17 protein-coding genes are annotated in these 20,631 nt (G+C 65.0%); 14 read left to right on the forward strand and 3 right to left on the reverse strand.

The features are described from left to right. The first annotated feature begins 101 nt into the window (after positions 1–101). From ASG96_RS18195 to ASG96_RS18265, 14 genes are all read left to right on the forward strand, one after another. On the forward strand, positions 102–596 hold the full coding sequence (locus tag ASG96_RS18195) for a hypothetical protein (RefSeq protein WP_057588824.1): 495 nt from the start codon (positions 102–104) through the stop codon (positions 594–596). A gap of 44 nt (positions 597–640) precedes the next feature. Continuing rightward, positions 641–2,569, forward strand: a complete 1,929-nt coding sequence (locus ASG96_RS18200; RefSeq protein ID WP_082591880.1) for a glycoside hydrolase family 15 protein — start codon at positions 641–643, stop codon at positions 2,567–2,569. Between the two features lie 66 nt (positions 2,570–2,635). Further along, the gene (locus ASG96_RS18205; protein WP_056750683.1) at positions 2,636–3,190 is read left to right on the forward strand and encodes an RNA polymerase sigma factor; all 555 of its coding nucleotides are present in this window, start codon (positions 2,636–2,638) and stop codon (positions 3,188–3,190) included. Continuing rightward, on the forward strand, positions 3,187–4,134 hold the full coding sequence (locus ASG96_RS18210; RefSeq protein WP_157610990.1) for a hypothetical protein: 948 nt from the start codon (positions 3,187–3,189) through the stop codon (positions 4,132–4,134). Before ASG96_RS18205 ends, ASG96_RS18210 begins: the two co-directional genes overlap by 4 nt. Continuing rightward, complete coding sequence (locus ASG96_RS18215) at positions 4,131–5,030, forward strand: ATP-binding cassette domain-containing protein (protein WP_057588827.1); 900 nt, start codon at positions 4,131–4,133, stop codon at positions 5,028–5,030. The genes ASG96_RS18210 and ASG96_RS18215 overlap by 4 nt, the downstream gene beginning before the upstream one ends. Further along, on the forward strand, positions 5,030–5,980 hold the full coding sequence (locus ASG96_RS18220) for a hypothetical protein (protein ID WP_057588828.1): 951 nt from the start codon (positions 5,030–5,032) through the stop codon (positions 5,978–5,980). The genes ASG96_RS18215 and ASG96_RS18220 overlap by 1 nt, the downstream gene beginning before the upstream one ends. After that, a complete protein-coding gene (locus tag ASG96_RS18225; protein ID WP_057588829.1) occupies positions 5,977–6,579 on the forward strand; it encodes a hypothetical protein in 603 nt (200 codons plus the stop codon). The genes ASG96_RS18220 and ASG96_RS18225 overlap by 4 nt, the downstream gene beginning before the upstream one ends. Before the next feature lie 93 nt (positions 6,580–6,672). After that, entirely contained in the window at positions 6,673–7,287 is a 615-nt protein-coding gene (locus tag ASG96_RS18230) for an isochorismatase family cysteine hydrolase (RefSeq protein WP_057588830.1), read from the forward strand. A gap of 96 nt (positions 7,288–7,383) precedes the next feature. After that, the gene (locus ASG96_RS18235; protein ID WP_057588831.1) at positions 7,384–7,938 is read left to right on the forward strand and encodes a hypothetical protein; all 555 of its coding nucleotides are present in this window, start codon (positions 7,384–7,386) and stop codon (positions 7,936–7,938) included. Positions 7,939–8,512: 574 nt separating this feature from the next. After that, positions 8,513–8,974 (forward strand): very short patch repair endonuclease, encoded by a 462-nt coding sequence (locus ASG96_RS18245; RefSeq protein ID WP_082591868.1) that lies wholly within the window; start codon positions 8,513–8,515, stop codon positions 8,972–8,974. 149 nt (positions 8,975–9,123) lie between these two features. Then, complete coding sequence (locus tag ASG96_RS22790; protein ID WP_082591869.1) at positions 9,124–10,584, forward strand: ATP-binding protein; 1,461 nt, start codon at positions 9,124–9,126, stop codon at positions 10,582–10,584. After that, entirely contained in the window at positions 10,577–13,303 is a 2,727-nt protein-coding gene (locus ASG96_RS18255; protein ID WP_057588834.1) for a Z1 domain-containing protein, read from the forward strand. Before ASG96_RS22790 ends, ASG96_RS18255 begins: the two co-directional genes overlap by 8 nt. Further along, positions 13,293–14,252: a PD-(D/E)XK motif protein gene (locus ASG96_RS18260; protein WP_057588835.1), complete on the forward strand. Its 960-nt coding sequence runs from the start codon at positions 13,293–13,295 to the stop codon at positions 14,250–14,252. The genes ASG96_RS18255 and ASG96_RS18260 overlap by 11 nt, the downstream gene beginning before the upstream one ends. Further along, positions 14,249–16,297 carry an AIPR family protein gene (locus tag ASG96_RS18265; protein ID WP_057588836.1) on the forward strand — a complete coding sequence of 683 codons (2,049 nt, stop codon included), beginning with the start codon at positions 14,249–14,251 and terminating at the stop codon, positions 16,295–16,297. Before ASG96_RS18260 ends, ASG96_RS18265 begins: the two co-directional genes overlap by 4 nt. 176 nt (positions 16,298–16,473) lie before the next feature. On the opposite strand, the gene ASG96_RS18270 is transcribed toward ASG96_RS18265, so the two are convergent. From ASG96_RS18270 to ASG96_RS18275, 3 genes are all read right to left on the reverse strand, one after another. Beyond that, entirely contained in the window at positions 16,474–17,796 is a 1,323-nt protein-coding gene (locus tag ASG96_RS18270) for a type II restriction endonuclease (RefSeq protein WP_082591871.1), read from the reverse strand. Between the two features lie 5 nt (positions 17,797–17,801). After that, positions 17,802–18,878, reverse strand: a complete 1,077-nt coding sequence (gene dcm, locus ASG96_RS22795; RefSeq protein WP_255359603.1) for a DNA (cytosine-5-)-methyltransferase — start codon at positions 18,876–18,878, stop codon at positions 17,802–17,804. A gap of 727 nt (positions 18,879–19,605) precedes the next feature. Continuing rightward, positions 19,606–20,628 (reverse strand): glycoside hydrolase family 68 protein, encoded by a 1,023-nt coding sequence (locus ASG96_RS18275; protein WP_057588838.1) that lies wholly within the window; start codon positions 20,626–20,628, stop codon positions 19,606–19,608. Positions 20,629–20,631 lie beyond the last annotated feature (3 nt).

The raw sequence follows: 20,631 nt of genomic DNA on the forward strand, positions 1-20,631 counted from the left end.
GTCGGCTGGCGTCGTCCACAGGCAGCGGGTCACCTGCGGGCCGCGCCAGGGGCTGGGGACAACGCGAGCACGGGCCCCCGCGTCGCTGGCACGGTCGGGGCATGACCAGACCTCGTCAGCGGTGGGAGCTCGAAGACCCGGAGCGCGTCCTGCGGTCCATCGACGACGTGTGCCCGCTCGTCTCCGGCAGCGTCGTCGTGGCGGCCCTGACCCTCGACACCCAGGAGCTGACGGCAGCGGCCTACGTGCCGGATCCGGCTGAGCCGCAATCGTTCTGGGACCCGCACGACGCGAGCTCGCGGCTGAGCGAGGTCGCGCTCCAGCTGGTCCCCGAGAGCACCGGCGCGGGCGCGAGGCCGGGGCGGAGTCCCGTCACCCACCTGCTGGTCACGGTCGTGTGCCGTGAAGGGCGGGTCATCGACACCATTGCCGAGCACCGGTGGTTCGGGGCGTGGCGCTACAGCAACCACCTCACGAGCGCCGTCGACGGCGACGTCTACGTCGTGACTCCGCACGGGTGGACCGGGGTCATGGACCACCGCGCCGGGCATGAACCTCGGCTTCGCCCGCGGCTCACCATCGCACCGGATCCGTAGACGCGGGTCTTGTGATGGCGGCGGCCTTCGAGCAGTCTGAGGACATGGACGCTGCAGCCGACGTCGCGACCTCGCACGCCCCGACGGGCCCGGCGGGCCCGGCGGGCCCGGCGGGCCATGTGAAAGCCGTCCCGATCGCGGACTACGGGTTCCTCTCCGACGGCGAGGTGACGGCGCTCGTGGCGCCGGGCGGCGACGTCGACTGGATGTGCCTGCCGCGCCTCGACTCACCGAGCGTCTTCGGCGCCGTGCTCGGTCGGCACTCGGGGCGCTTCCGGCTCGGGCCGTCCGACGTCAGCGTGCCGACGGCGCGGCGCTACCTGCCGGGCACGATGGTGCTCGAGACGAGCTGGGGCACGCCGACCGGGTGGATCATCGTCCGCGACGTGCTGCTCATCGGGCCGTGGCGGCACGACGACGACGTCTCCCCCAAGCACCGGCGTACGCCGATGGACTACGACGCCGAGCACACGCTCCTGCGGACGATCCGGTGCGTCTCGGGCGAGGTGCAGACGGTCATGGAGTGCGAGCCGGTGCTCGACTACGGCCGCCGGCCGGTGACGTGGACGTACACCGACCGCGGCTACCACCAGGGGCAGGCGTCGGCCGAGGGGTTCGACCTCACGCTCACGCTCACCACGGACCTGCGGCTCGGTTTCGAGGGCGGGCAGGCCGCGGCGAGAACGCTCCTCAGGGAGGGCGACGTCCGTTACATCGCTCTTTCCTGGGGCGCCCACCCGCCGCCCACGGACTTCGGGCAGGCGTACTCGCGGCTCGTGTGGACCGCGCACCACTGGCAGCACTGGCTCGCCCGAGGACGCTTCCCCGACCACCCGTGGCGCAGCTATCTTCAGCGGAGTGCGCTGACGCTGAAGGGCCTGACGTACGCGCCGACCGGCGCGATCGCCGCGGCGTCGACGACGTCGCTGCCGGAGACCATTGGTGGAGAGCGCAACTACGACTACCGCTACACGTGGATCCGTGACGCGACGTTCGCGCTGTGGGGGATGTACTCGCTCGGGTTCGACTGGGAGGCCGTGGACTTCTTCTCGTTCATCGCCGACATGGCCGAGCGTGACGAGGACCTGCAGATCATGTACGGCATCGGCGGGGAGCGCGAGCTGCCGGAGTTCGAGCTCGACCACCTGTCGGGGTATGCCGGGTCGCGGCCCGTGCGCATCGGCAACGCCGCGCACTCGCAGGTGCAGCACGACGTCTGGGGCGCGCTGCTCGACTCGGTCTACCTGCACTCCAAGGTCGCCGACCACCTCGACGGACGCATCTGGCCGATCCTGGGGAAGCAGGTGAGGACGGCGCTCAAGCACTGGCGCGAGCCCGACGCCGGTATCTGGGAGGTGCGCGGCGAGCTCAAGCACTTCACGTCGTCGAAGATCATGTGCTGGGTCGCGGTCGACCGTGGCGCGAAGCTGGCGTCGATGATCGGCGAGGACTCACAGGCCGCGGAGTGGGAGCTGGCGGCCGAGGAGATCAAGGCCGACATCCTCGAGCACGGCGTCGACTCGCGGGGCGTGCTGACGCAGTACTACGGCACGGACGCCCTCGACGCGTCGCTGCTGCTGGCGCCGCTCGTGCAGTTCCTGCCGTCGGACCACCCGGTGACCAAGGCGACGGTGCTCGCGATCGCGGACGAGCTGACCGTGGATGGGCTGGTGCTCCGCTACCGCGTCGACGAGACCGACGACGGCTTCTCCGGCGAGGAGGGGACGTTCACGATCTGCTCGTTCTGGCTCGTGTCGGCATTGTCGGAGATCGGCGAGCACAAGCGGGCGCACGAGCTGTGCGCCAAGCTGCTGTCGTTCGCCGGGCCGCTCGAGCTGTATGCCGAGGAGATCGACACCCACACGGGCCGCCACCTCGGCAACTTCCCGCAGGCGTTCACCCACCTGGCCCTCATCAACGCGGTCATGCACGTCATCGCCACCGAGACGGGCGGCGACCTGCCTCCCCGCTGACGCCCCGCACCGCGCTTCGTCGCCATACCGAGAACCGATCCGGCCCTCCGGGTCGACAGTAGAGATGTGTCACCACTCGTCGCTCCCGACGACCAGAGCCTCCTCGAGGCGCTGGCCTCCGGGGACGTCGGCGCCCTCGAGAGGCTCTACGAGCGCCACGCACCGTGGCTCTCGGTCCGGCTGATGCGACGCTGCAACGACCGTGAGGTCGTGGCCGACGTGCTTCAGGACACCTTCGTCGCCGTGTGGCAGGGGGCCCGGCGCTACCAGGGGACGGGCGAGGTCGGCGCCTGGATGTGGGGGATCGCGATCCGACGGCTCGTCAGCCGTCTCCGGTCGCGCCGGGACGTCGTGCTCCTGCGCGACCCGGGCGCCTCCGGCCCTGCCTCGCCGACCGCCGAGGACGAGCTGCTCCTCGGCGTCGAGTACGGCGACCTCGGTCGGGCGATGGCCACCCTCTCCCCCGAGCTGCGGGCCGTCATGCAGGCGACCGTGCTCGACGGCCTCACCACCCGGGAGGCCGCACGCCTGCTGGGCATCCCCCAGAACACCGTCAAGACGCGGGCCCACCGCGCACGGGCGCGCCTGCGGGCCAGCCTGCTGGAAGGAGCGTCGTCATGAGTACGCGCCACGTGCGGCCGGACGACCTGCGCGCCTGGGTCCATGGCGAGGCCGACGCCGTCACGTCGATGTCGCTCGAGCAGCACCTCCTGCGCTGCACGCAGTGCCAGGCGGGTGTCGCGGCCGAGCTGCCCCCGATGGCGTATGCCGTCGGCTCCCTTCCCGACGACACTCCCCTTTCGGACGTGGCAGGTCGCGGGCAGCCTGAGCCACCAGCCCTGTCCGAGGTTCCGGACGCGCCTGACCCGCCGGACGCGCCCGACCTGCCTGACCTGGCGGCCGTCTGGACCGCCGTCCGCGACGAGATCGAGGTGCCGCGCGTATCGGTGCTGGAGCGGCTCCTCGTGCGCCTCGGCCTGCCGCCCGGCGACGCGATGCTCGTCGCCGCGGCGCCGGCGCTCCGCGGCTCGTGGATCTGCGCGGTCGCCCTCGCCGTCGCCTTCGCCGTCGGTGGGGCGGTGGCGGCGCGCAACGGCAGCGTCCTGATCTTCCTCGTCGTGGCGCCGCTCGTGCCGGTCCTCGCCGTGGCGGCGGCCTTCGGGCCGGAGGGCGGGCCGGCGCTGGAGCAGGAGAGCTCGGCGCCGTACCCGCTCGCACGCCTGCTCCTGCTCCGGACCGCCGCCGTGCTCCTCGCGGCGCTGCCCGTCGTCCTCGTCGGCCAGTTCGTCTTCCCCGAGTCGGCGGCGTGGGTGTGGCTCCTCCCGGCGCTGGGTTTCACCGCGGCGGTGCTCGCCCTGTCGACGTGGTTCGGGCCGTGGCGCCCGGCGAGCGCCATCACCGTCGCGTGGGTCATCGCCACCGGCGCGGCCTCCCGCCTCGACACGATCTGGGCCGTCTTCGCGCCGCAGTACCTCGTCCTCTACGTCCTCATGCTCCTCATCGGGCCGCCCGTCCTCGTCCTTCGAGCCCGGCGACTCGGCACGATCGGAAGGATCGCGTCATGACCGCAACCAGCTCGACCCCGGTCTCCCTGCGCGGTGTCACCAAGCGCTACCGCTCCCTCGCGGCCCTCGATGACGTCGACCTCGACCTCGGGCCCGGCATCACCGGACTGCTCGGTCCGAACGGCGCCGGCAAGACGACGATGCTCCGCGTCATGGCGACGGTGCTGCGCCCCGACGCCGGCGAGGTGCGGCTCCTCGGTCGCGACCCGAGCCAGCCGGATGGCCGCACCGAGGTCAGGCGACGGCTGGGCTATCAGCCGCAGGAGCTCGGCTTCCCGCGCGGGTTCTCGGCCTTCGCCTTCGTCAACTACATGGCAGTCCTCAAGGAGTGGGCCGACCGTGGCACTCGCACCACGGAGGTGAGACGAGTGCTCGACCTCGTCGGCCTCGGCGACGTCGCGACCAAGCGGATCAGTCGTCTCTCCGGTGGTCAGCGGCGCCGGGTCGCTCTGGCCCAGGCCCTGCTCGGCACCCCGGAGCTGCTGGTCCTCGACGAGCCGACGACCGGGCTCGACCCCGAGCAGCGCGCGTCCTTGCGGGGCGTGCTCGCCGACATCGCCGCGACCTCGACGATGGTGATCTCGACGCACCAGACCGAGGACGTCGCCGCACTCTGCCGCCGGGTCGTCGTGCTCGACGCCGGCCGCGTGCACTTCGACGGCACGGTGCCCGAGCTGGTGTCGCTCGCGGCCGGACGTGTCTGGATGGCCGCGGCCCCGGATGCCGCGGCGCAGGCGTCGTGGCGCACCGCGTCCGGGCGCTATCGCAACGTCGGGGAGTCAGTGCCGAGCGGCGCCGAGCTCGTCGAGCCCAGCCTGGAGGACGCCTACCTGCTGCTGCGGGGGGCCACCAGCCCGGCCTCCGCCGACGCCACGACCTCGGCGGAGGTGGCGTGATGACCAGCACCCCGCAGGACGCCCTCGCCGTGACGACCGCGGTCGCTCCGCGCGCCGCCTACCGGAGCCCGTTCGCCGCGCTCGCTCGCATCGAGGCGTGGCGCTTCGCCCGACACCCGATGTTCCTCGTGGGCACGGCGCTCGGCGTCGTCTTCACGGTCATGGCCCTCAACGAGCAGGCACACCAGGTCACCAGCGACTCGCTCAGCCTGCCCGTCGTAGCCCTGACGGTGGGCGTGGCCTCGATGATCACCGCCTACCACCTGACGCGATCGTTCCACGGGGCCGGTGAGCTGCTCGAGGCGTCGCCCACCTCCGTCACCACCCGGACGGCCGCGCTCTGTCTGATGGCTGGTGTCCCTGCGCTCGTCGCCTCGGCGTGGCTCGTCCTCTATTACGCCATCGGCCCGTCGGGGTTGAGCGCGCCGGAGTGGATGTACGGCCCCTTGTCGCACGCGGCGGTCGCGGCGGTCCTCGTCGAGAACTCGGTCGCGACGGCCGTCGGCGGCACCCTGCTCGGCATCGCGGCCGGCCGGTGGTGGCGGTTCCGTGGGGCGTCGGCGGTCCTCGTGCTGGCGGTGGTCGTCTGGACGATCGGCGTCCTCGGCGCCTTCAGCACCACCGAGGGGGCACCGCCTGAGTGGTTCCGCTGGGTCCGCCTCTTCGCCCCTGTGGGCTACTTCTCGTCGGCCTCGGCGGACTACGTCACGGTCACCAGCCTGACCGGGTCGCCGGCGTGGTACCTCGTCTGGGTCATCACTCTCTGCGGCCTCGCGGCTCTCGCCGCACTGCTGTGGCGGTCGGAGGGTCGGACCCGGCGGCGGCTCGTCCGCATCGGCGCGGTGACGCTCGCGCTCTCGGTGATCGCCTATGGTCTCGCCTCCGCCACCGGCCTCAGCCAACCGGTGCGCTCCTACCCCGACGGCCACAGCGTGGTCGTGACGCGATGATCCACGCGCGCGTCCTCGGGCCGGCCGCGGGCATCCCGTGGCGGCCCGTGGCGGCCCTGACCTCAGTGGGACTGCTGCTTCTGGGGGTCGCGGCGACGTGGACCACCAGCGCCGTAGCGGGCACGGCGCTGGTGGTGGGCGTGGCCGCCCTCGCCGCGGCGACGGCATACGTCCTCGACGAGGCGGCGGCCGAGGCAGTGGGTGCCGCGCCCACGTCCCTGCGGAAGCGCAGCCGAGCCCGACTCCTCGTGGCTGGTGCGGTGCTCGTCGCGGGGTCGATGGGGGTCGCCGCCCTGGCGGTCAGGAGCGGGCTGAGCGCTCGGTTCGGGGTCATGGTGTGGCTGACCGGCTGCGTGCTCGTGGCCGTCGCCGCGGCCGCCGCGTGGCGACGGCACGTGACCGAGCCCGGGGACGCCGTCGGCGGCGCAATGCTGACGGTGGTCATCGCGCTGGCCGTCGTGAACCCGCTCTCGCGCTGGGTCGACGTCTTCCCGAGCGAGCCGGACGCGCGGTGGGAGGGCTCGTTCGCGCTGTGGGGTGGCGTGGGCGTCACCTGCCTGGCGGTGCTGACCCGCGCGACCCGGGACCCGCTCGCCTGACGAGTGGCGGCGCTGACGGTCGATTCGTCGGTGGCGATGGGCCGGGGAGCCGTAGCGTGCACCCAGGGGGCCGAGGCGACCGGAAGGCGCACCATGATGCAGTTCGAGGTCGACCCGCGCCGGATGGCCCTGCTCAACATCGACGTCCAGAACGTCTTCGTCGAGATCGCGGCGGACGCGCCCGCCGTCGTCGAGCGCATCAACCGCCTGGCGGAGGTATGCCGTGGGGCGGCCATCCCGGTCATCCACGTCCGGCATGCGGTGCCTGCGGACGCTGATCTCGGGATCCTCGGGGAGATGTTCCCGCCGGTGCGGGAGGGGATGCTCGACCGCACGTCCCACAGCGCCGCCTTCCACGAGTCGCTCGTCATGGACCCGTCCGACCACGTGCTCGAGAAGCCGCACTTCGGCGCCTTCCACGACACCGACCTGCTGGCCCGGCTCGAGCTGCTCGGCGTCGGCACCATCATCATCACGGGCATCGAGACGAACGTCTGCTGCGAGACGACGGCCCGCGAGGCGATGGTCCGCGACGTGCGCGCGTTCTTCATCAGCGACGCCACGACGACGGGTGGGGTGCCTGGCCTCGAGGTGGCCGAGGTGCAGCGAGCCTCGCTGGCCACGGTCGGCACCTTCTTCGCCCAGGTCGCCACGACCGACGAGATGATCGATTGGATCGGCGCTGCGTCTGAGTCCTCCACACGTTGAGGATTGACTCATCGGTGGGTGGGTGAGGGCCGCCGAGGCGATGGGTGGAGACTGGTATCTCATCGAGAGAACCACGAAGGAATCGAATGGCTCACCATGTCTGACCACGAGACGTTCGTGACTGCGAAGTTCGCCCAGCCCTACTGGGCGAAGCACGCCTACGAGGTGCTCGTGGAGACCGCCGGCCGCTACAACGCCGTCATCACCTACTCCGAGCTCGCTGAGGAGGTCCAGCGCCGCTCGGCGCTGCGGACCAAGTCGCAGATGCGCAACTGGATCGGTGCGCTGCTGACCGACCTGGTCAAGGTCAACCACGTCCGAAACGAGCCGCCGCTCGCGTCGCTCGTCGTGCACAAGGATGACGGGCAGGTCGGCGCCGCGTACGACGAGGTGCTCCGTGTCGCGGGCGAGTCACCGATCACCGACCCGCTCGAGCGCGAGACCCACGCGGCTACATCCCGGCTCGAGTGCTACCGCCACTGGGGAGCCGACGTCCCCGCCGACGCGAAGCCGACCATTACCGCCAAGACCCGGGTCGTCCGGGCCAGCACCCCGCGTGCGGCCGCAGCACAGGAGGCGCGACGCGGCGCGGTCTGCCCCACGTGCTTCATGGAGATGCCCGTCTCCGGCCCCTGCCCCAACTGCGACTGACGGCCCGTCGAGCCGAGCTGGAGATGCCGAAGCCGCGGCAACACCGCGCAACGGAGGTGCGGGGTCGTCACCGTTACACCCATCCCCTTGGGGCCACACGAAAGTTCACGACACGCTCAAATAGGACGCAGGATCTGACTCAAGCTGCCAAGCTGCTCCCGTGGCTGAGAAAAGTGACTTGGAGACTTGGATCGTGCAAGCTCTTCGCGACCAAGGGCGCGAGATGTCGGTGGTCGAGGTTGCTCGATACGTCTGGGAGCGCCACGAGCCTGAGTTGCGCGCTTCTGGAGACCTGTTCTTCACATGGCAATACGACCTCCGCTGGGCGGCCCAGAATCTGCGGAACGACGGCGTTCTAGCGTCGAAAGCTGGCAAGCGATCCGGGGGCTGGAGGCTGCAGTAGCTGATTGCGCTTTGCAACGGCCACCTTGAGGGTCGACCAACTCGTGCAGTCAAGATTCCGCATCGCAGGCGAGAGCGAGATGCGCCTTGGTGACGGACGCCCTCCGCATTCGAAAGAAGGGCTACCAGTCTGACGTCTTGCGTCGGCAGGCACGCCTGCCAGGCTTGGCGCATGGACGCCCGTCCGACCGCTCCAGGAACGGTCACACCAACGGCTCTTCCGACGCCGCAACCACCCATTGACGCTGCTGTCCGTGAACGCTTCCGACGGCAGCGCCGAGACGGGACACAACCCGAAACCGCCCTACGGAGCGAGCTGCACCGTCGGGGTCGACGGTTCCGTGTCCAGTACCCCGTGCCCGGGCTGCCGAGGCGGCGGGTCGACATCGCCTTCACCAGACACCGCGTGGCCGTCTTCGTCGACGGCTGCTTTTGGCATGGCTGCCCGGACCATTTCGTCCCTCCGATCAGGAATCGGGACTGGTGGCTAGCGAAGATCGAGGCGAACCGACTCCGGGATCAGGACACCGACCGTGTGCTTCGAGCCGCGGGTTGGGAGCCCATACGAGTTTGGGAGCATCTCGCGCCTGGGTTGATGGCTGACGTGGTCGAGCGGAGACTGGGCCAAGAGTAGGCGGACACACCGCCTCACCGAATCGGCCACTAGATGCCTGGTTCATGGCATGGTTGGGCTCCCCAAGGCTTCGAACGTTAACGAGGCGCCCATATCACTCTGCGCCTAAGATCAGGTGGCGGACCACAGTAAGCTGAAGCAGCGAGGCAATGGCAACCGAGGAACAGATCCCTCCCGAACCGCACCTCATGGAGTCCATGAGAGCGGTTGGTTATACGCTGGAAGCAGCAATCGCCGACCTCGTCGATAACTCGATCACTGCCGGAGCCTCGCGAATCGACATCTCGTTCGCGAGCGAACCCGGCGACTTCGTTGCCGTCCTAGACAATGGCTCGGGCATGTCACGTCAAGCGGCACGGGAAGCGATGCGTCTGGCTGCTCGAAGCTCGACCGAACAGCGACCGGCCGACGACCTCGGCCGCTTTGGCCTGGGCCTAAAGACGGCTTCACTTTCTCAGTGCCGCGACATAACCTTGGTGAGCAAGACGAGTGAGGGCGTGGTCGCCTACTCTTGGAACCTAGATCACCTTTTGCGTGAAGGCACTTGGTCCTTACTGCGCCTCGACGATGTCGAGGTGGAGTCACTTCCGGGGGTGGAGCGACTATTAGCCCTTGAATCTGGCACTCTTGTTCTCTGGCGTGAACTCGACCAGTTACGAGCACATGCAGGCGAAACTGCGGCCGACATGGACTCCGCGATGCTGGGCGTGCGGGATCATCTCGGCCTCATTTTCCACAGGTTCATCGGGGACTCCAGAAGAGCGCTCGTCATCAGGCTGAACAGCCGCGCGATCCCCGCCATCGACCCCTTCCTCTCTACTCACCGTCGGACACAGCGCCTACCGTCCGAGTCGTTCAAGGTGGAGGGGTCCACGGTCACGGTCCAGCCCTTCACGGTACCTCGGCTGACCACACTGTCCGCCGCGGACCGGGCAAGTTTGCAGGTGGCTGGACAACTGCGTGACAGCCAAGGTTTCTACATCTACCGGGCCCGCCGCCTCGTCATCTGGGGAACTTGGTTCCGAATCCTTCCCAGACAGGACATGGCCAAGCTCTCGAGGGTTCAGGTCGACGTCCCCAACTCGCTCGACCACCTTTGGGCGCTGGACATTAAGAAGGCCACCGCGCAACCGCCCCCCGAGGTGCGTCGGCGATTGAAGAAGTTCGCTGACCGCGTGACCACGCCCAGCAAGAACACCCTGAACTGGCAGGGTCGCAAGGAGAAGAGCGCGACTCAGCATGTCTGGCAGCTCGTGACACATGAGAACGGATTCACATACTCACTCAATAGGAGCCATCCCGCAGTGGACGCCGCCCTCGTCGCGTCCGGGGGACAGGGGGAGGCAGAGCTGGGACGGCTCCTCACCCTGATTGAGGCGACGATGCCTGGCGACGACATCTTCAATCGTTTGGCAAAGGATCAGGTGATGGAGAACGGCTTGGAAGAATCCGCCATCGCAGAAATCGCGCGTGATATGTGGACGAAGTATTCGGCCGCCGCCGGCCCAGCCGCCACCAAAGATGCTTTCGTCGCCGCCATGATCAACGTCGAACCCTTCAGCGGTCACCCCCGGGGCGCTGACATCCTCAAGGAGGCCGTACGTGGCTGAGAACGTGGCGATGGAACAACTTAAGCTCGCAGTCAGCGGAGCGCTGAGCACGGGTCTGCACACGGAGCAGGAACTCCGTGACATGGTCGCCGGTCTACGACCGGTCCTCGCTCCTACTGCGTCGGACGCCGAGATCGACGCGATGACGCGTGAACTCATCCAGCGGCTGCAGATCGACGTCGACTTGGGCACCGCCGTGACTTCAGAAGACTTCGTCTCTTGGCTCCCGGGGAGGCGGAGTGAAATCGAGTGGTCACGCTGGAAGGCCTATAAACAATGGCTTCTGCAAAACGGTCGGCCTCCGAAGGTCGTGGACAAGCTTGGACATCTCACAGACGAGATCCTCGACCTCGTCGGCGATCCAAAAGCGGGAGGCGCATGGGGCCGCCGCGGTTTGGTCATCGGTGATGTCCAGTCAGGCAAGACGGGGACGTACCTCGGGCTCTTCAACAAAGCTGCTGACGCGGGGTACCGACTGATCATCGTGCTTGCCGGAAGCACCGAGAGTCTTAGGCAACAGACTCAGGAACGCTTGGATGAGGCATTCATCGGGAGAGACACCAGACTCATCGCACAGAAGGGTGGCCAAAGCAACCAACAAGCAAGTAAGAAGTTCGTCGGCATCGGACTGTTGAACGAGACGATCGCCGACGCTCAAAGCATGACCACTGTGATGCAGGATTTCCGCAAGTCCAGCCTGATGGCGTCGAGCATCACCGTTTCGGAAAACACACCCTCTCCGTATGTCTTTGTCCTAAAGAAGAACAAAAGCGTACTGAACGCCGTCCAAGAGTGGTTGGGACAGCAGGCAGGCACCACGGGACGAATCGACTTGCCGCTTCTTCTCCTTGATGATGAGTCCGACTACGCGTCCGTGAACACTGGAGCCGAGGAGTCGCCTACGGCCATCAACGCAGCGATCCGAGGCATCCTAGGAAAGTTCACACGCAGTTCATATATCGCATTCACTGCAACACCCTTCGCCAACATATTCATCGACCATGATCACCAGAACGATCTGTTTCCCCGGGATTACGTGTACAGCCTCGAGACACCTACCAATTACGTGGGGGCCAGCGCGACGTTCGGCACCAGCGACGACGTTTTCGACGGCGGCCTCATGGATGTGACGGATGCGGAGGCGTACGTGCCCAGCCGGCACAAGTCAGGAGACTCCGTACCAGGCCTTCCACCAAGCTTGAAATTGGCCGTGAGAACTTTCCTGATCGCGACGGCGGTCAGAGATCTCCGCGGTCATGGCGGCGGGCGTTCGATGTTGGTCAACGTGTCACGCTTCAAGAACATCCAGCGTCAGGTTCACGAACTCGTCGAGCAATACGCAGTCGAATTGCGCAATGCCGCGGAATTCCATGCCGCCGCTTATGCCGACGGGCAACCCAATTCGCACCTCGAGTCACTCGAGGAGGCATACGATCAGGTCTATTCGGACGTGGAGTTCTCTTGGGCGCAGGTTCTCGACGCACTCTGGTCCTCTGTAGCCGACATTCGCGTGACGTTAGTGAACTCCGACCGCGACAAGGCTCTAGTCGACCAAGAGTTGGCGTGGGACAAGCCGCCAAGGATGATCGCTGTCGGCGGGGACGTCTTGAGCCGAGGGCTGACGTTGGATGGCCTGAGTACCAGCTACTTCTACCGGCAAGCAGGCGCCTTCGACACGTTGATGCAGATGGCGCGCTGGTTCGGTTACCGTGACGGATTCCAGGACCTAACTAGACTGTGGATCACAGCCGACGTCGCAGACCAGTTCCGATTCGTCGATGAGGCGGTTCGAGAACTCCGAGACGATCTCGCAGAGATGAAGGCGCAGCGTCTCACTCCGGCGGACTTCGGGCTCGCCGTGAAGAAGCATCCTGAGAGTCTGTTGGTAACTGCGCGAAACAAGATGAAGGCGGCCACGACGTTCAAGAAGTCAGTCTCTCTTGGCGGTCGCAGAATTGAGACCGTTCGCCTCATTGGCGAGGATGCCAGTCTCGCCAAGAACGAGTCGGCCTTGAGGACACTGCTGACAGTCTTGGGCGCACCAAGCGAACCGGCGAACCGGATGAACTGGCCAGGCTGGCGCGGAGTGCCAAAGTCTACGATTGCCGACTATCTGGACGGCTTGGCGACGGACCAAGCAGAGCTCATCTGGACGGGCAACAACCTCCAGACTTTCGTGCGCAATGCGAAATCACCAAGTATGCAGAAATGGGATGTCGTGCTGGCCAATGGCAGGAAGACCGGTGATCCCGATATGCGACTTGGACTTCCGCTCTATCCGCCCGAGCGCATGTTGACGGCCTCCGATGGCACTGTTCTCAGGGTCTCAGGCGGTTCGGCCAGGCTGGCTGGCTCCTCGGACGTGGCTTCTCTCAACTTCATATCGAAGGAGGCCAAGGAAGAAGCAACGGCCGCATTTTGGAACTCGAAGAAGTGGCCGGAGGGTAAGCGTCCCAAGGGTGTTCCAGAGACCGCCTTCTACCACTGCCTGCCACGGCCCGTGCTAATGCTCTATCCGCTACGACCAAAGTGGAAGGACAACGTGACGCCTGACGGGCTCGATCACGTTGGCGGCCACTTGGTCGTGGCGACCAAGATCGCGATACCGGGCCGCCACGTGGACGTGAATGACACGTCGACCGACGCCGACTACATCATCAACACGGTTGCGCAGCAGGGGTGGCTCGCGCAGCTGGAATGGGGCACGGATGCAGACTGACGACGTCGAGGGCCAGTGGGCGCGGCTGTGTTCAGACCGGTCGCCGGCTAAGAAGTATTTCGATCCACGCCACCCGTTGAACCTGCTCTTCGGTTCAGACGAGAAGGGGCGAGCGGTGATGGTGCTCATTAGCGCCCACGATCCGGAATTGGAAGATCTCAGCCGTGACGTCACCACCTCCTCGTCCCAACGTGACGACGGGCTCTGGGCCACGACTTGGACGCTCGCCGACCAATCGCTATTTCCCACATTCGTGCGACTAGGTGTAGATCTGGCCCAAAGGTCAGCCGTGCCCACGGCATCCATGACGGCCATCGACGAGTTCCTGCTCGCCCTTGCACAATGGCAGGTGCTTCTTCGACCGCGTCCTGCCAAGCGCCTGACGCTGGAGAAGCTCAGAGGTCTCGTGGCGGAGTTGTGGGCGGGGGAGACAGTCGTAAGCCGAGGGAGATCCCGTGCCGAACTCGTTCGCTCATGGTCAGGCCCCCTGGGCGGCGTTCAGGATTTCACTTTCCCCTCGGGGCACGTCTGGGAGGTGAAGGCCAAACGATCCAAGGCCACCGCGGTGAAGGTCTCGTCCGCAGAGCAGCTCGATCCGGGTGACAAGACCCTGCATCTCTTGGTGCTCGACCTTGACGAACGATCTCGCGAGTCCTTGGGAGCTCGCTCGCTGGTCGATCTCGTGCTGTCATGGAGGGACGCTCTCGGCGTCAACCCGGCCGAACGCCACTTGTTCGACCTCTTGGTTTCTCGCCTTGGAGTGGATCTGTCTGACTCCTACTATTCGGATACGTGTTTCACCTTGCAGAACACGACCGTATTTCGTGTGGACTCCAGCTTCCCGAGCCTTCGGGCCGTCGATATACCGAGCCCAGTCAGCTCAGTGCGGTATCAATTGGACGTCCGAGGATTGGAAGCTTGGGTTGTGGATGAGAGGCATCTGCCATGAATGACTTTCTCTCAGAGCTGCTTAACACCGTCGAGGTGCGTGCCGATGTGGACAATGATCTGACCGCGTCCGCGTTCGTGACCGAGATGGCCGAGCGGATGGCTGCTGCTGAAGAGATCGAAAACCTCATCCCGATCCACTTCAGAGGTCAGAGTGGCCGTCGCAACAGCGGTGTCGACGGTCACGACCTCGGCGACAGCGACGACTCAGTCGCCCTCGCAATCTCGCAATTCGATGGTTCTGGCGCTGGAGGGACCATGGGCAACGCCGAGGTGCAGCGCCTCTTCGGTCTGCTCGAGGCCTACTTGCGCGATGCCGTCGCCGGGACATTTCCCGTAGACCGAGAGCCATCCGAAGCTGCGGTCCAGCTTGCACGCGACATCCATAGCAGAGGTCGGGCCATCACGCGCTTCCGCCTCTACCTTTTCACCGACCTCACCCTAGGGTCACGGGTGGCCAGTTTGCCTTCGACCAGCGTGGGCGAGATCCCTGTCGACTTCCACATCTGGGACCTACAACGGTTGGAGGCTCTAGCCACGTCGTCCCAGGGACGCGCTCAACTCGACCTTGACCTCACCGAGTGGAGCGCAGGCGGCGTTCCGGCCTTGACCGTCCGCGGGGAAGGGGAGTTCGAGACCTACTTGGCGGCCGTTCCAGGTGAGCTTCTCGCTGACCTATATGGCCGATACGGAAGCCGACTGCTGGAAAGCAACGTTCGCTCGTTCCTGAGTGGACGTGGAAACATAAACAAGGGCATCCGAACGACAATCCTCAGTGATCCGCAATTGTTCCTCGCTTACAACAACGGCGTGACTGCGACCGCAACTGCTGTCGAGACAAGCCCAGACGGATCGATCCTCCGGCTGCGCGACCTTCAGATCGTCAACGGCGGTCAGACGACGGCGTCATTGTTCTACGTGCGTCGGGACAGTTCTCCGAAGCCCGACCTCTCTAAGGTCCACGTTCAGATGAAGCTCGTCGTGGTGCAGCCCGAAAATGCTATTGATTTGGTTCCAAACGTCTCGCGCTATGCGAACAGCCAGAACCGCATCAGTGAAGCGGACTTCTTCTCGAACAGCCCGTTCCACGTACGCATCGAGACGTTGTCACGACAGGTTCTGGTGCCCAGCATGGCCGGAACCCATTTCCAGACGAAGTGGTTTTACGAGCGAACCCGCGGCCAGTACCAAAACGAAAGGGCAAAGCTACCCCCAGCTGAAGCCAAAAAGTTCGAAGCGGTTTACCCGCGAGCCCAGCTCATTACTAAGACGGACGCCGCCAAGTATTCGGTGTCATGGGGACAAGAACCACACAAGGTGAGCGCCGGAGCGCAGAAGAACTTCCTCGCCTTCGCGAACTCCGTTGCGGACAGATGGGCGAGTAGCGACACGCAGTTCAACGAGGCGTATTTCAAAGAGCTGGTCGCGAAGGCCATTCTGTTCCAAGCCATTCGAGTGCGCGTGGCAAAGAGCGAGTGGTATCAGTCCGGTTACTTGGCCAACATTGTTGCCTATACCATGGCCAAGTTGGCACACACCATCGCGTCCCAAGCGCGGGGTGCTCGTTTGGACTTCCTCGCGATCTGGAACCGGCAACAACCCTCTGCGGCTCTCCTAGAGGCATGTCTCGACATCGCTCATCTCTGCTTTCGTGTGCTCACCGCAGAGCAGCGTCCGATCCAGAACGTAACCGAGTGGGCCAAGCGAGAGCAGTGCTGGCAGCTGGTCAAGAAGGTCGCGTACGACCTCCCCCCCAGCCTCGCTGGCGAGCTAGTCTCGGCCAGCGTCGCTGCCCAAGCCCACAAGGACGCGCGCGCCACGCAGAGGATTGACACCAATATCGCTGCGCAGTCCAAGGTCTTCGAGATCAGCGTGGACGAATGGAAGGAAGTTCATGCCTTCTGCCGTGAGAATCGACTTATCTCGCCCACCGACAACGACATCGTCGCGCTCATGACTGGAGCGCGGCCAAAGGTGCCTAGCGAGCGTCAAGCTGCGAGGCTTCTTGAGATCCACCAACGGGCCCTGAACAGCGGGTTTCGCTAGATCGTCACGAGTGACACCCGGAACCGCCTTCGCATAAGGCCGCTGAAGATGTGCTGCAGCGCAGATCAGCGTGACGCATGCGCGATGCTTTGACCCACTGCACATACAGGTGATGGGCGAGTAGGGGAGTTGGAGAAGGTGGGTGGAGACGAGTCTCTCTGAACTGCAGCCTTCGCCTATGAGAAAGAGGTTAGATAACCCAAGTCAGCTGCCCCGGCCTGCTTGTCTAGCAACATGGATAGAAGATCTTCGAGCGTCCAAACGTCTCGAGCATTGAGCCAGTAGCGCGTATCCCTGAGCGAACGAGGCATCACCAGAACAATGTTGTGGGATGGCATTCCCAGGATGGTGTCGCTAGCCACATCGCGATCGACTGTGGCCAAGTGTTTCGTCGGGATACGCTTACCCTCCGACGCTACCTGCAGCCATCGCTCCTTCAAGGTGCGCTTGGCCGCGACGGTCGATAGTAGGCCCGTTTGAAAATCATCGTCTTGATACAAGGACAAGCTAGGCATTAGAAAATCTGGCTTGGTCTTGTCTGAGCGCAAAGGCTTGGTGACCCGCGTAAAGGCGATGCCATTGGCCCTGAAGACTGCGGACAGATGGGATTCGAAGGCACCGCCCGCCCGAGACTTGCGGGTATTTAGCACGCTGCTCGCGACAGATGTGAACGTCTTGATGTCGATCTTGGTTCGATTAGCGAATGCATCGTCAAGTCGCCTCTGAATCACGGATTCCTCGTACAGGAAATACAACTCCTCGGTGACCTGCATCCAAGTGGCTATTGCCTCATCAGCATCTCGACCGTCTACCTCCGGGAGCAGGGACCGGACCGCGGTGCAGAATGACTCCACGGCCACGAATCCGGTCTTGTGACTGACTCGTTTGCCTGCGATCTTTGCCATGAGGTGCTCAAGTAGGCCCTCGTTCGGTGTCGCGAGTGGCACGCCCAGCTGTTGCAAGATCCATGCGTCACTCCCGTCTATCTGCTCGGATCCATCAGATGAGGTGCTCCCGGGCTCGAAGCTTGACTCCTTGATGTCGTCCATCGGGATAAGGAGCTGACGACCCACAAGATCCGTGTCCATCAGGCGATCCAAGCGCGCTTCGATTTCACTTCCTGCAGCTGCTACCACAAGCAATAGAGAATCAGGGTCGTCGCGGCGCCGCGCCACCCAGCATAGGTCACCAGGGGTGGCCGCATTCATAACCGCGGAGCTCACGGGGTAGTTCAAGCGCCATTCGGGCTTTCTTGCCCGCTGTCCGGCACGAACATCGCTCAACGTCAAACGCTCCGTCTCCATGACAGGAGTTGCGTCGTCCGTCAGTCGAATCAAACTCGCTTCGAAGTAGTGCTTGCCCTTTGGCATTCCCAACAACGCTGTCGCCTCGCCGACATGTATGGCCTGCGACCTGGAAACCGACTGCCCTCGAATCTCTGTGGCGGCGAGTCGCTTGCCGAACACGCCGACGAATACGTCGTCGATTCTCGCATCCACTGGCTTCAGGCGACTCGATCAGAGGAGGCCGCAAGTGCTGAGACGATATGAGGGCGCATCGCATTGGCGACGTCAACTATCGCTGGCACGACCACGCTGTTGCCAAACTGCCGGTATGCCTGTGTGTCCGAGACTGGAATTATGAAGTCGTCGGGGAAGCCCATGAGCCTAGCGCATTCGCGCGGAGTAAGACGGCGCGGGCGCAGTCCTCGCTGTTCGATGAGAATTTCAGAGCCGTCTTTAAAGTAGCGCGCCGAGAGTGTCCTTGTCGTCATGCCAGGACGTACCAGACCGAATCCGAATCCATTCCCCGCCGCTCGATGTTTCGCAGCGTAGTCTTGAAGGTACGTCCACAGATTCTCTGTGAGCGTATACTTAGGGTCCACGCGTCCTGTCCGCGGATCGAAGTATCGGCCCGCGTCGTGAGGTATCAGCGGCTCACCCTTGCGATGCAAGATTTTATCCACCTTTGGCCCGCTTTCAGGAGCTGGCAGGTCAAGCGTGTTCAGATTAAAGGTGGTGGGTTCCCTGAATCCAACGATAAGTATGCGCTCACGATTCTGCGGCGTCCAACCCTTGCCGTTTACGACTCGGGACTGCAAATGATATCCGAGTTTGTCCCGTAGCTGGTCTTCGATAATCTCGAAGGTACGACCCCGATCATGGCTCTTAAGATTCTTGACGTTTTCCAGGAGAAAGGCGGCCGGCCGCTTGGCCGCTATTATTTCCTTCACATTGAAGAAGAGCGTCCCTTGAGTTGGGTCAGCGAATCCATGGGCACGACCCAAGGCATTCTTCTTCGACACTCCGGCAATAGAGAATGGCTGGCACGGAAATCCGCCCAGCAGCACGTCGTGCTTCTTGACCGCCCGGGGGGTGATCCCTGTGATGTCGCCCACGAACGAGTGATCTGAGCGCGATTCGTCCTTTGTGAAGTTCGCTCGGTAAGTCTCCATCGCAAACTTGTTCCACTCGCTGGTGAAGACACACCGACCGCCTGCCCCTTCAAAGGCGCGGCGAATGCCGCCGATCCCGGCGAACAGGTCGGCAAACGTGAAGTCGTGGGTGTCGGAGGCGTTCATCGGGTCCTCTTCTAGGGGTGGTGACAATGGTGCCGTACAGCGAGGATCGCACCCAGCACCGACACCCGTTGACGTGGCTCCGTACCTGGACATGAAGGCCGAGGAGCAGGTGTAGATCCTACGCACAGGGTGCATGCCGTATGGTGCCCCGTGAGGCAGCGGCGGCACCGACCACGGAAGGCACGCGGGCTGCGCGGCTTCACCAGTCTTGCCGCATGTCGCGCCCACCCCACCCCGTGGTCAACTTGGTCCGGCCGAGAAGGAGCTAGTTGTTGACCGATACCGCGGGTAAAGGACATTGCCTCGACTGGAATTACGCGGCGCGCGAGTGTAGGACCGCTCGCTACGGTGGCCTCGGAGGCATCCCCGACGTGTGCGGTCTACTGGAAGGGGCCCGACCCGCGGGCTCAGCAACGGCGGGGGCTGCCCAGGGGCCGCCGCGCATGGGGCGTCCTACTCGGTTGGCGACCGGGCTGGGTGGCAGCCGCCGAGTGTCGCCCCAGTTCCCCACGGCGCGCTCGGGCGGGGCGGACATACTCGCGCGGGACGTCAGACTGACTGCGGCGGCTGAGACATAGCCGCCGCTCTAATGCGGCGGCGATGGATAATCTTGGGTCGGTTCGCGACAGCTTGACCGTACGCTGGGCGACTTGGTGCTGGTCGAGTCGCGCCTGAGCCAGTGACGGTTGCTAACAGCGCCTGAGTCTGTGTCGCCATCAAGCGACCCCTAGCCAGCCATCTCGTCTCCTCCTAGCAGCGAGCCGGTACAAATGGCGCTGCTAGCGAGGACGAGGCGGTCGCCGTCCCAAGTGACGGCAGACGGGTCCGTGATCTCGCCGATGAACTGGCCGCCAGTCTCGTTGCGGAAGGCGAGGAACTTGGTCTCGCCCGTCTCGCGGTCGTCGATGAACTTGCCGACGTAGAGGGTGGGGTCGTCGATCTCGCGAGCGCCGGCGATGTCGTACGGCCCCAGCACCGACTCGGCCGACGCGATCCACACCCCTCCCGTGATGCCGGCCGCGCGGGCCGCCTCGGGCATGTCCCCGACTGCGCAGTTGAAGAGCAGCACCTGCTTGCCATCCACCACGTGCGTCTGGAAGACCTCGAGCTGCCCAAAGCCAGCACCAGGCGACGACAGGGGCTCCCGAAGCTCCCAGCTCTCCAGGTCGGCCGACCAAGCGTGACCGACCACCCCCCGGTCCACCCGATCAGCAGGATCGGCCGAAGGCCCAACAGCGGACCGCGCCGTGATCAGCATGTGCCACCCGTCCCCGTCCGGATCAGCCACCACCCACGGGTCGCGGAACGCCTCGTCGTGCCAGTTCCCGAGAGGCGGCGGCGCGTACCTCTCGTACCACCGCCCGTCCGCCTCCAGCACCGGCGCCGGCGCCTTGTCCCACACGTAGAGGTCAGAGGACACGGCATACCCGATCGACTGCACGTTCGCGCCGTGCTCGTTGAGGCGAGCCCCGGTGTAGAACATGAACCACCGCCCGTCCGGGTGTCGCACGACCGACCCGGTCCACGTCGCGAGCTCGTCGAAGGCCGGCGCGTCCGACCGCACGAGCGCATCCACGACCCGCTCCCAGTGGACCAGGTCAGAAGACACCGCGTGCCCGATCGACGCCCGGTAGTGCCGGGCGTGCGGATCGCGCAGCGCCCGCGAGGCGTAGAGGAAGAAGAGGTGGTACTGCTCGCCGTCGTCGACGAGCCAGAAGTCCCACACCCAGGCCTCAGGGAGACGAAACACGAG

Source organism: Terrabacter sp. Soil810 (assembly GCF_001429645.1).
Classification (GTDB): domain Bacteria; phylum Actinomycetota; class Actinomycetes; order Actinomycetales; family Dermatophilaceae; genus Terrabacter.

Excerpts from the sequence above, each read along its gene's own strand:
- ASG96_RS18195 (WP_057588824.1), top strand. The coding sequence starts at position 102 with ATGACCAGACCTCGTCAGCGGTGGGAGCTCGAAGACCCGGAGCGCGTC.
- ASG96_RS18200 (WP_082591880.1), top strand. The coding sequence starts at position 641 with ATGGACGCTGCAGCCGACGTCGCGACCTCGCACGCCCCGACGGGCCCG.
- ASG96_RS18210 (WP_157610990.1), top strand. The coding sequence starts at position 3,187 with ATGAGTACGCGCCACGTGCGGCCGGACGACCTGCGCGCCTGGGTCCAT.
- ASG96_RS18215 (WP_057588827.1), top strand. The coding sequence starts at position 4,131 with ATGACCGCAACCAGCTCGACCCCGGTCTCCCTGCGCGGTGTCACCAAG.
- ASG96_RS18220 (WP_057588828.1), top strand. The coding sequence starts at position 5,030 with ATGACCAGCACCCCGCAGGACGCCCTCGCCGTGACGACCGCGGTCGCT.
- ASG96_RS18225 (WP_057588829.1), top strand. The coding sequence starts at position 5,977 with ATGATCCACGCGCGCGTCCTCGGGCCGGCCGCGGGCATCCCGTGGCGG.
- ASG96_RS18230 (WP_057588830.1), top strand. The coding sequence starts at position 6,673 with ATGATGCAGTTCGAGGTCGACCCGCGCCGGATGGCCCTGCTCAACATC.
- ASG96_RS18235 (WP_057588831.1), top strand. The coding sequence starts at position 7,384 with ATGTCTGACCACGAGACGTTCGTGACTGCGAAGTTCGCCCAGCCCTAC.
- ASG96_RS18245 (WP_082591868.1), top strand. The coding sequence starts at position 8,513 with ATGGACGCCCGTCCGACCGCTCCAGGAACGGTCACACCAACGGCTCTT.
- ASG96_RS22790 (WP_082591869.1), top strand. The coding sequence starts at position 9,124 with ATGGCAACCGAGGAACAGATCCCTCCCGAACCGCACCTCATGGAGTCC.
- ASG96_RS18260 (WP_057588835.1), top strand. The coding sequence starts at position 13,293 with ATGCAGACTGACGACGTCGAGGGCCAGTGGGCGCGGCTGTGTTCAGAC.
- ASG96_RS18265 (WP_057588836.1), top strand. The coding sequence starts at position 14,249 with ATGAATGACTTTCTCTCAGAGCTGCTTAACACCGTCGAGGTGCGTGCC.
- dcm (WP_255359603.1), bottom strand. The coding sequence starts at position 18,878 with ATGAACGCCTCCGACACCCACGACTTCACGTTTGCCGACCTGTTCGCC.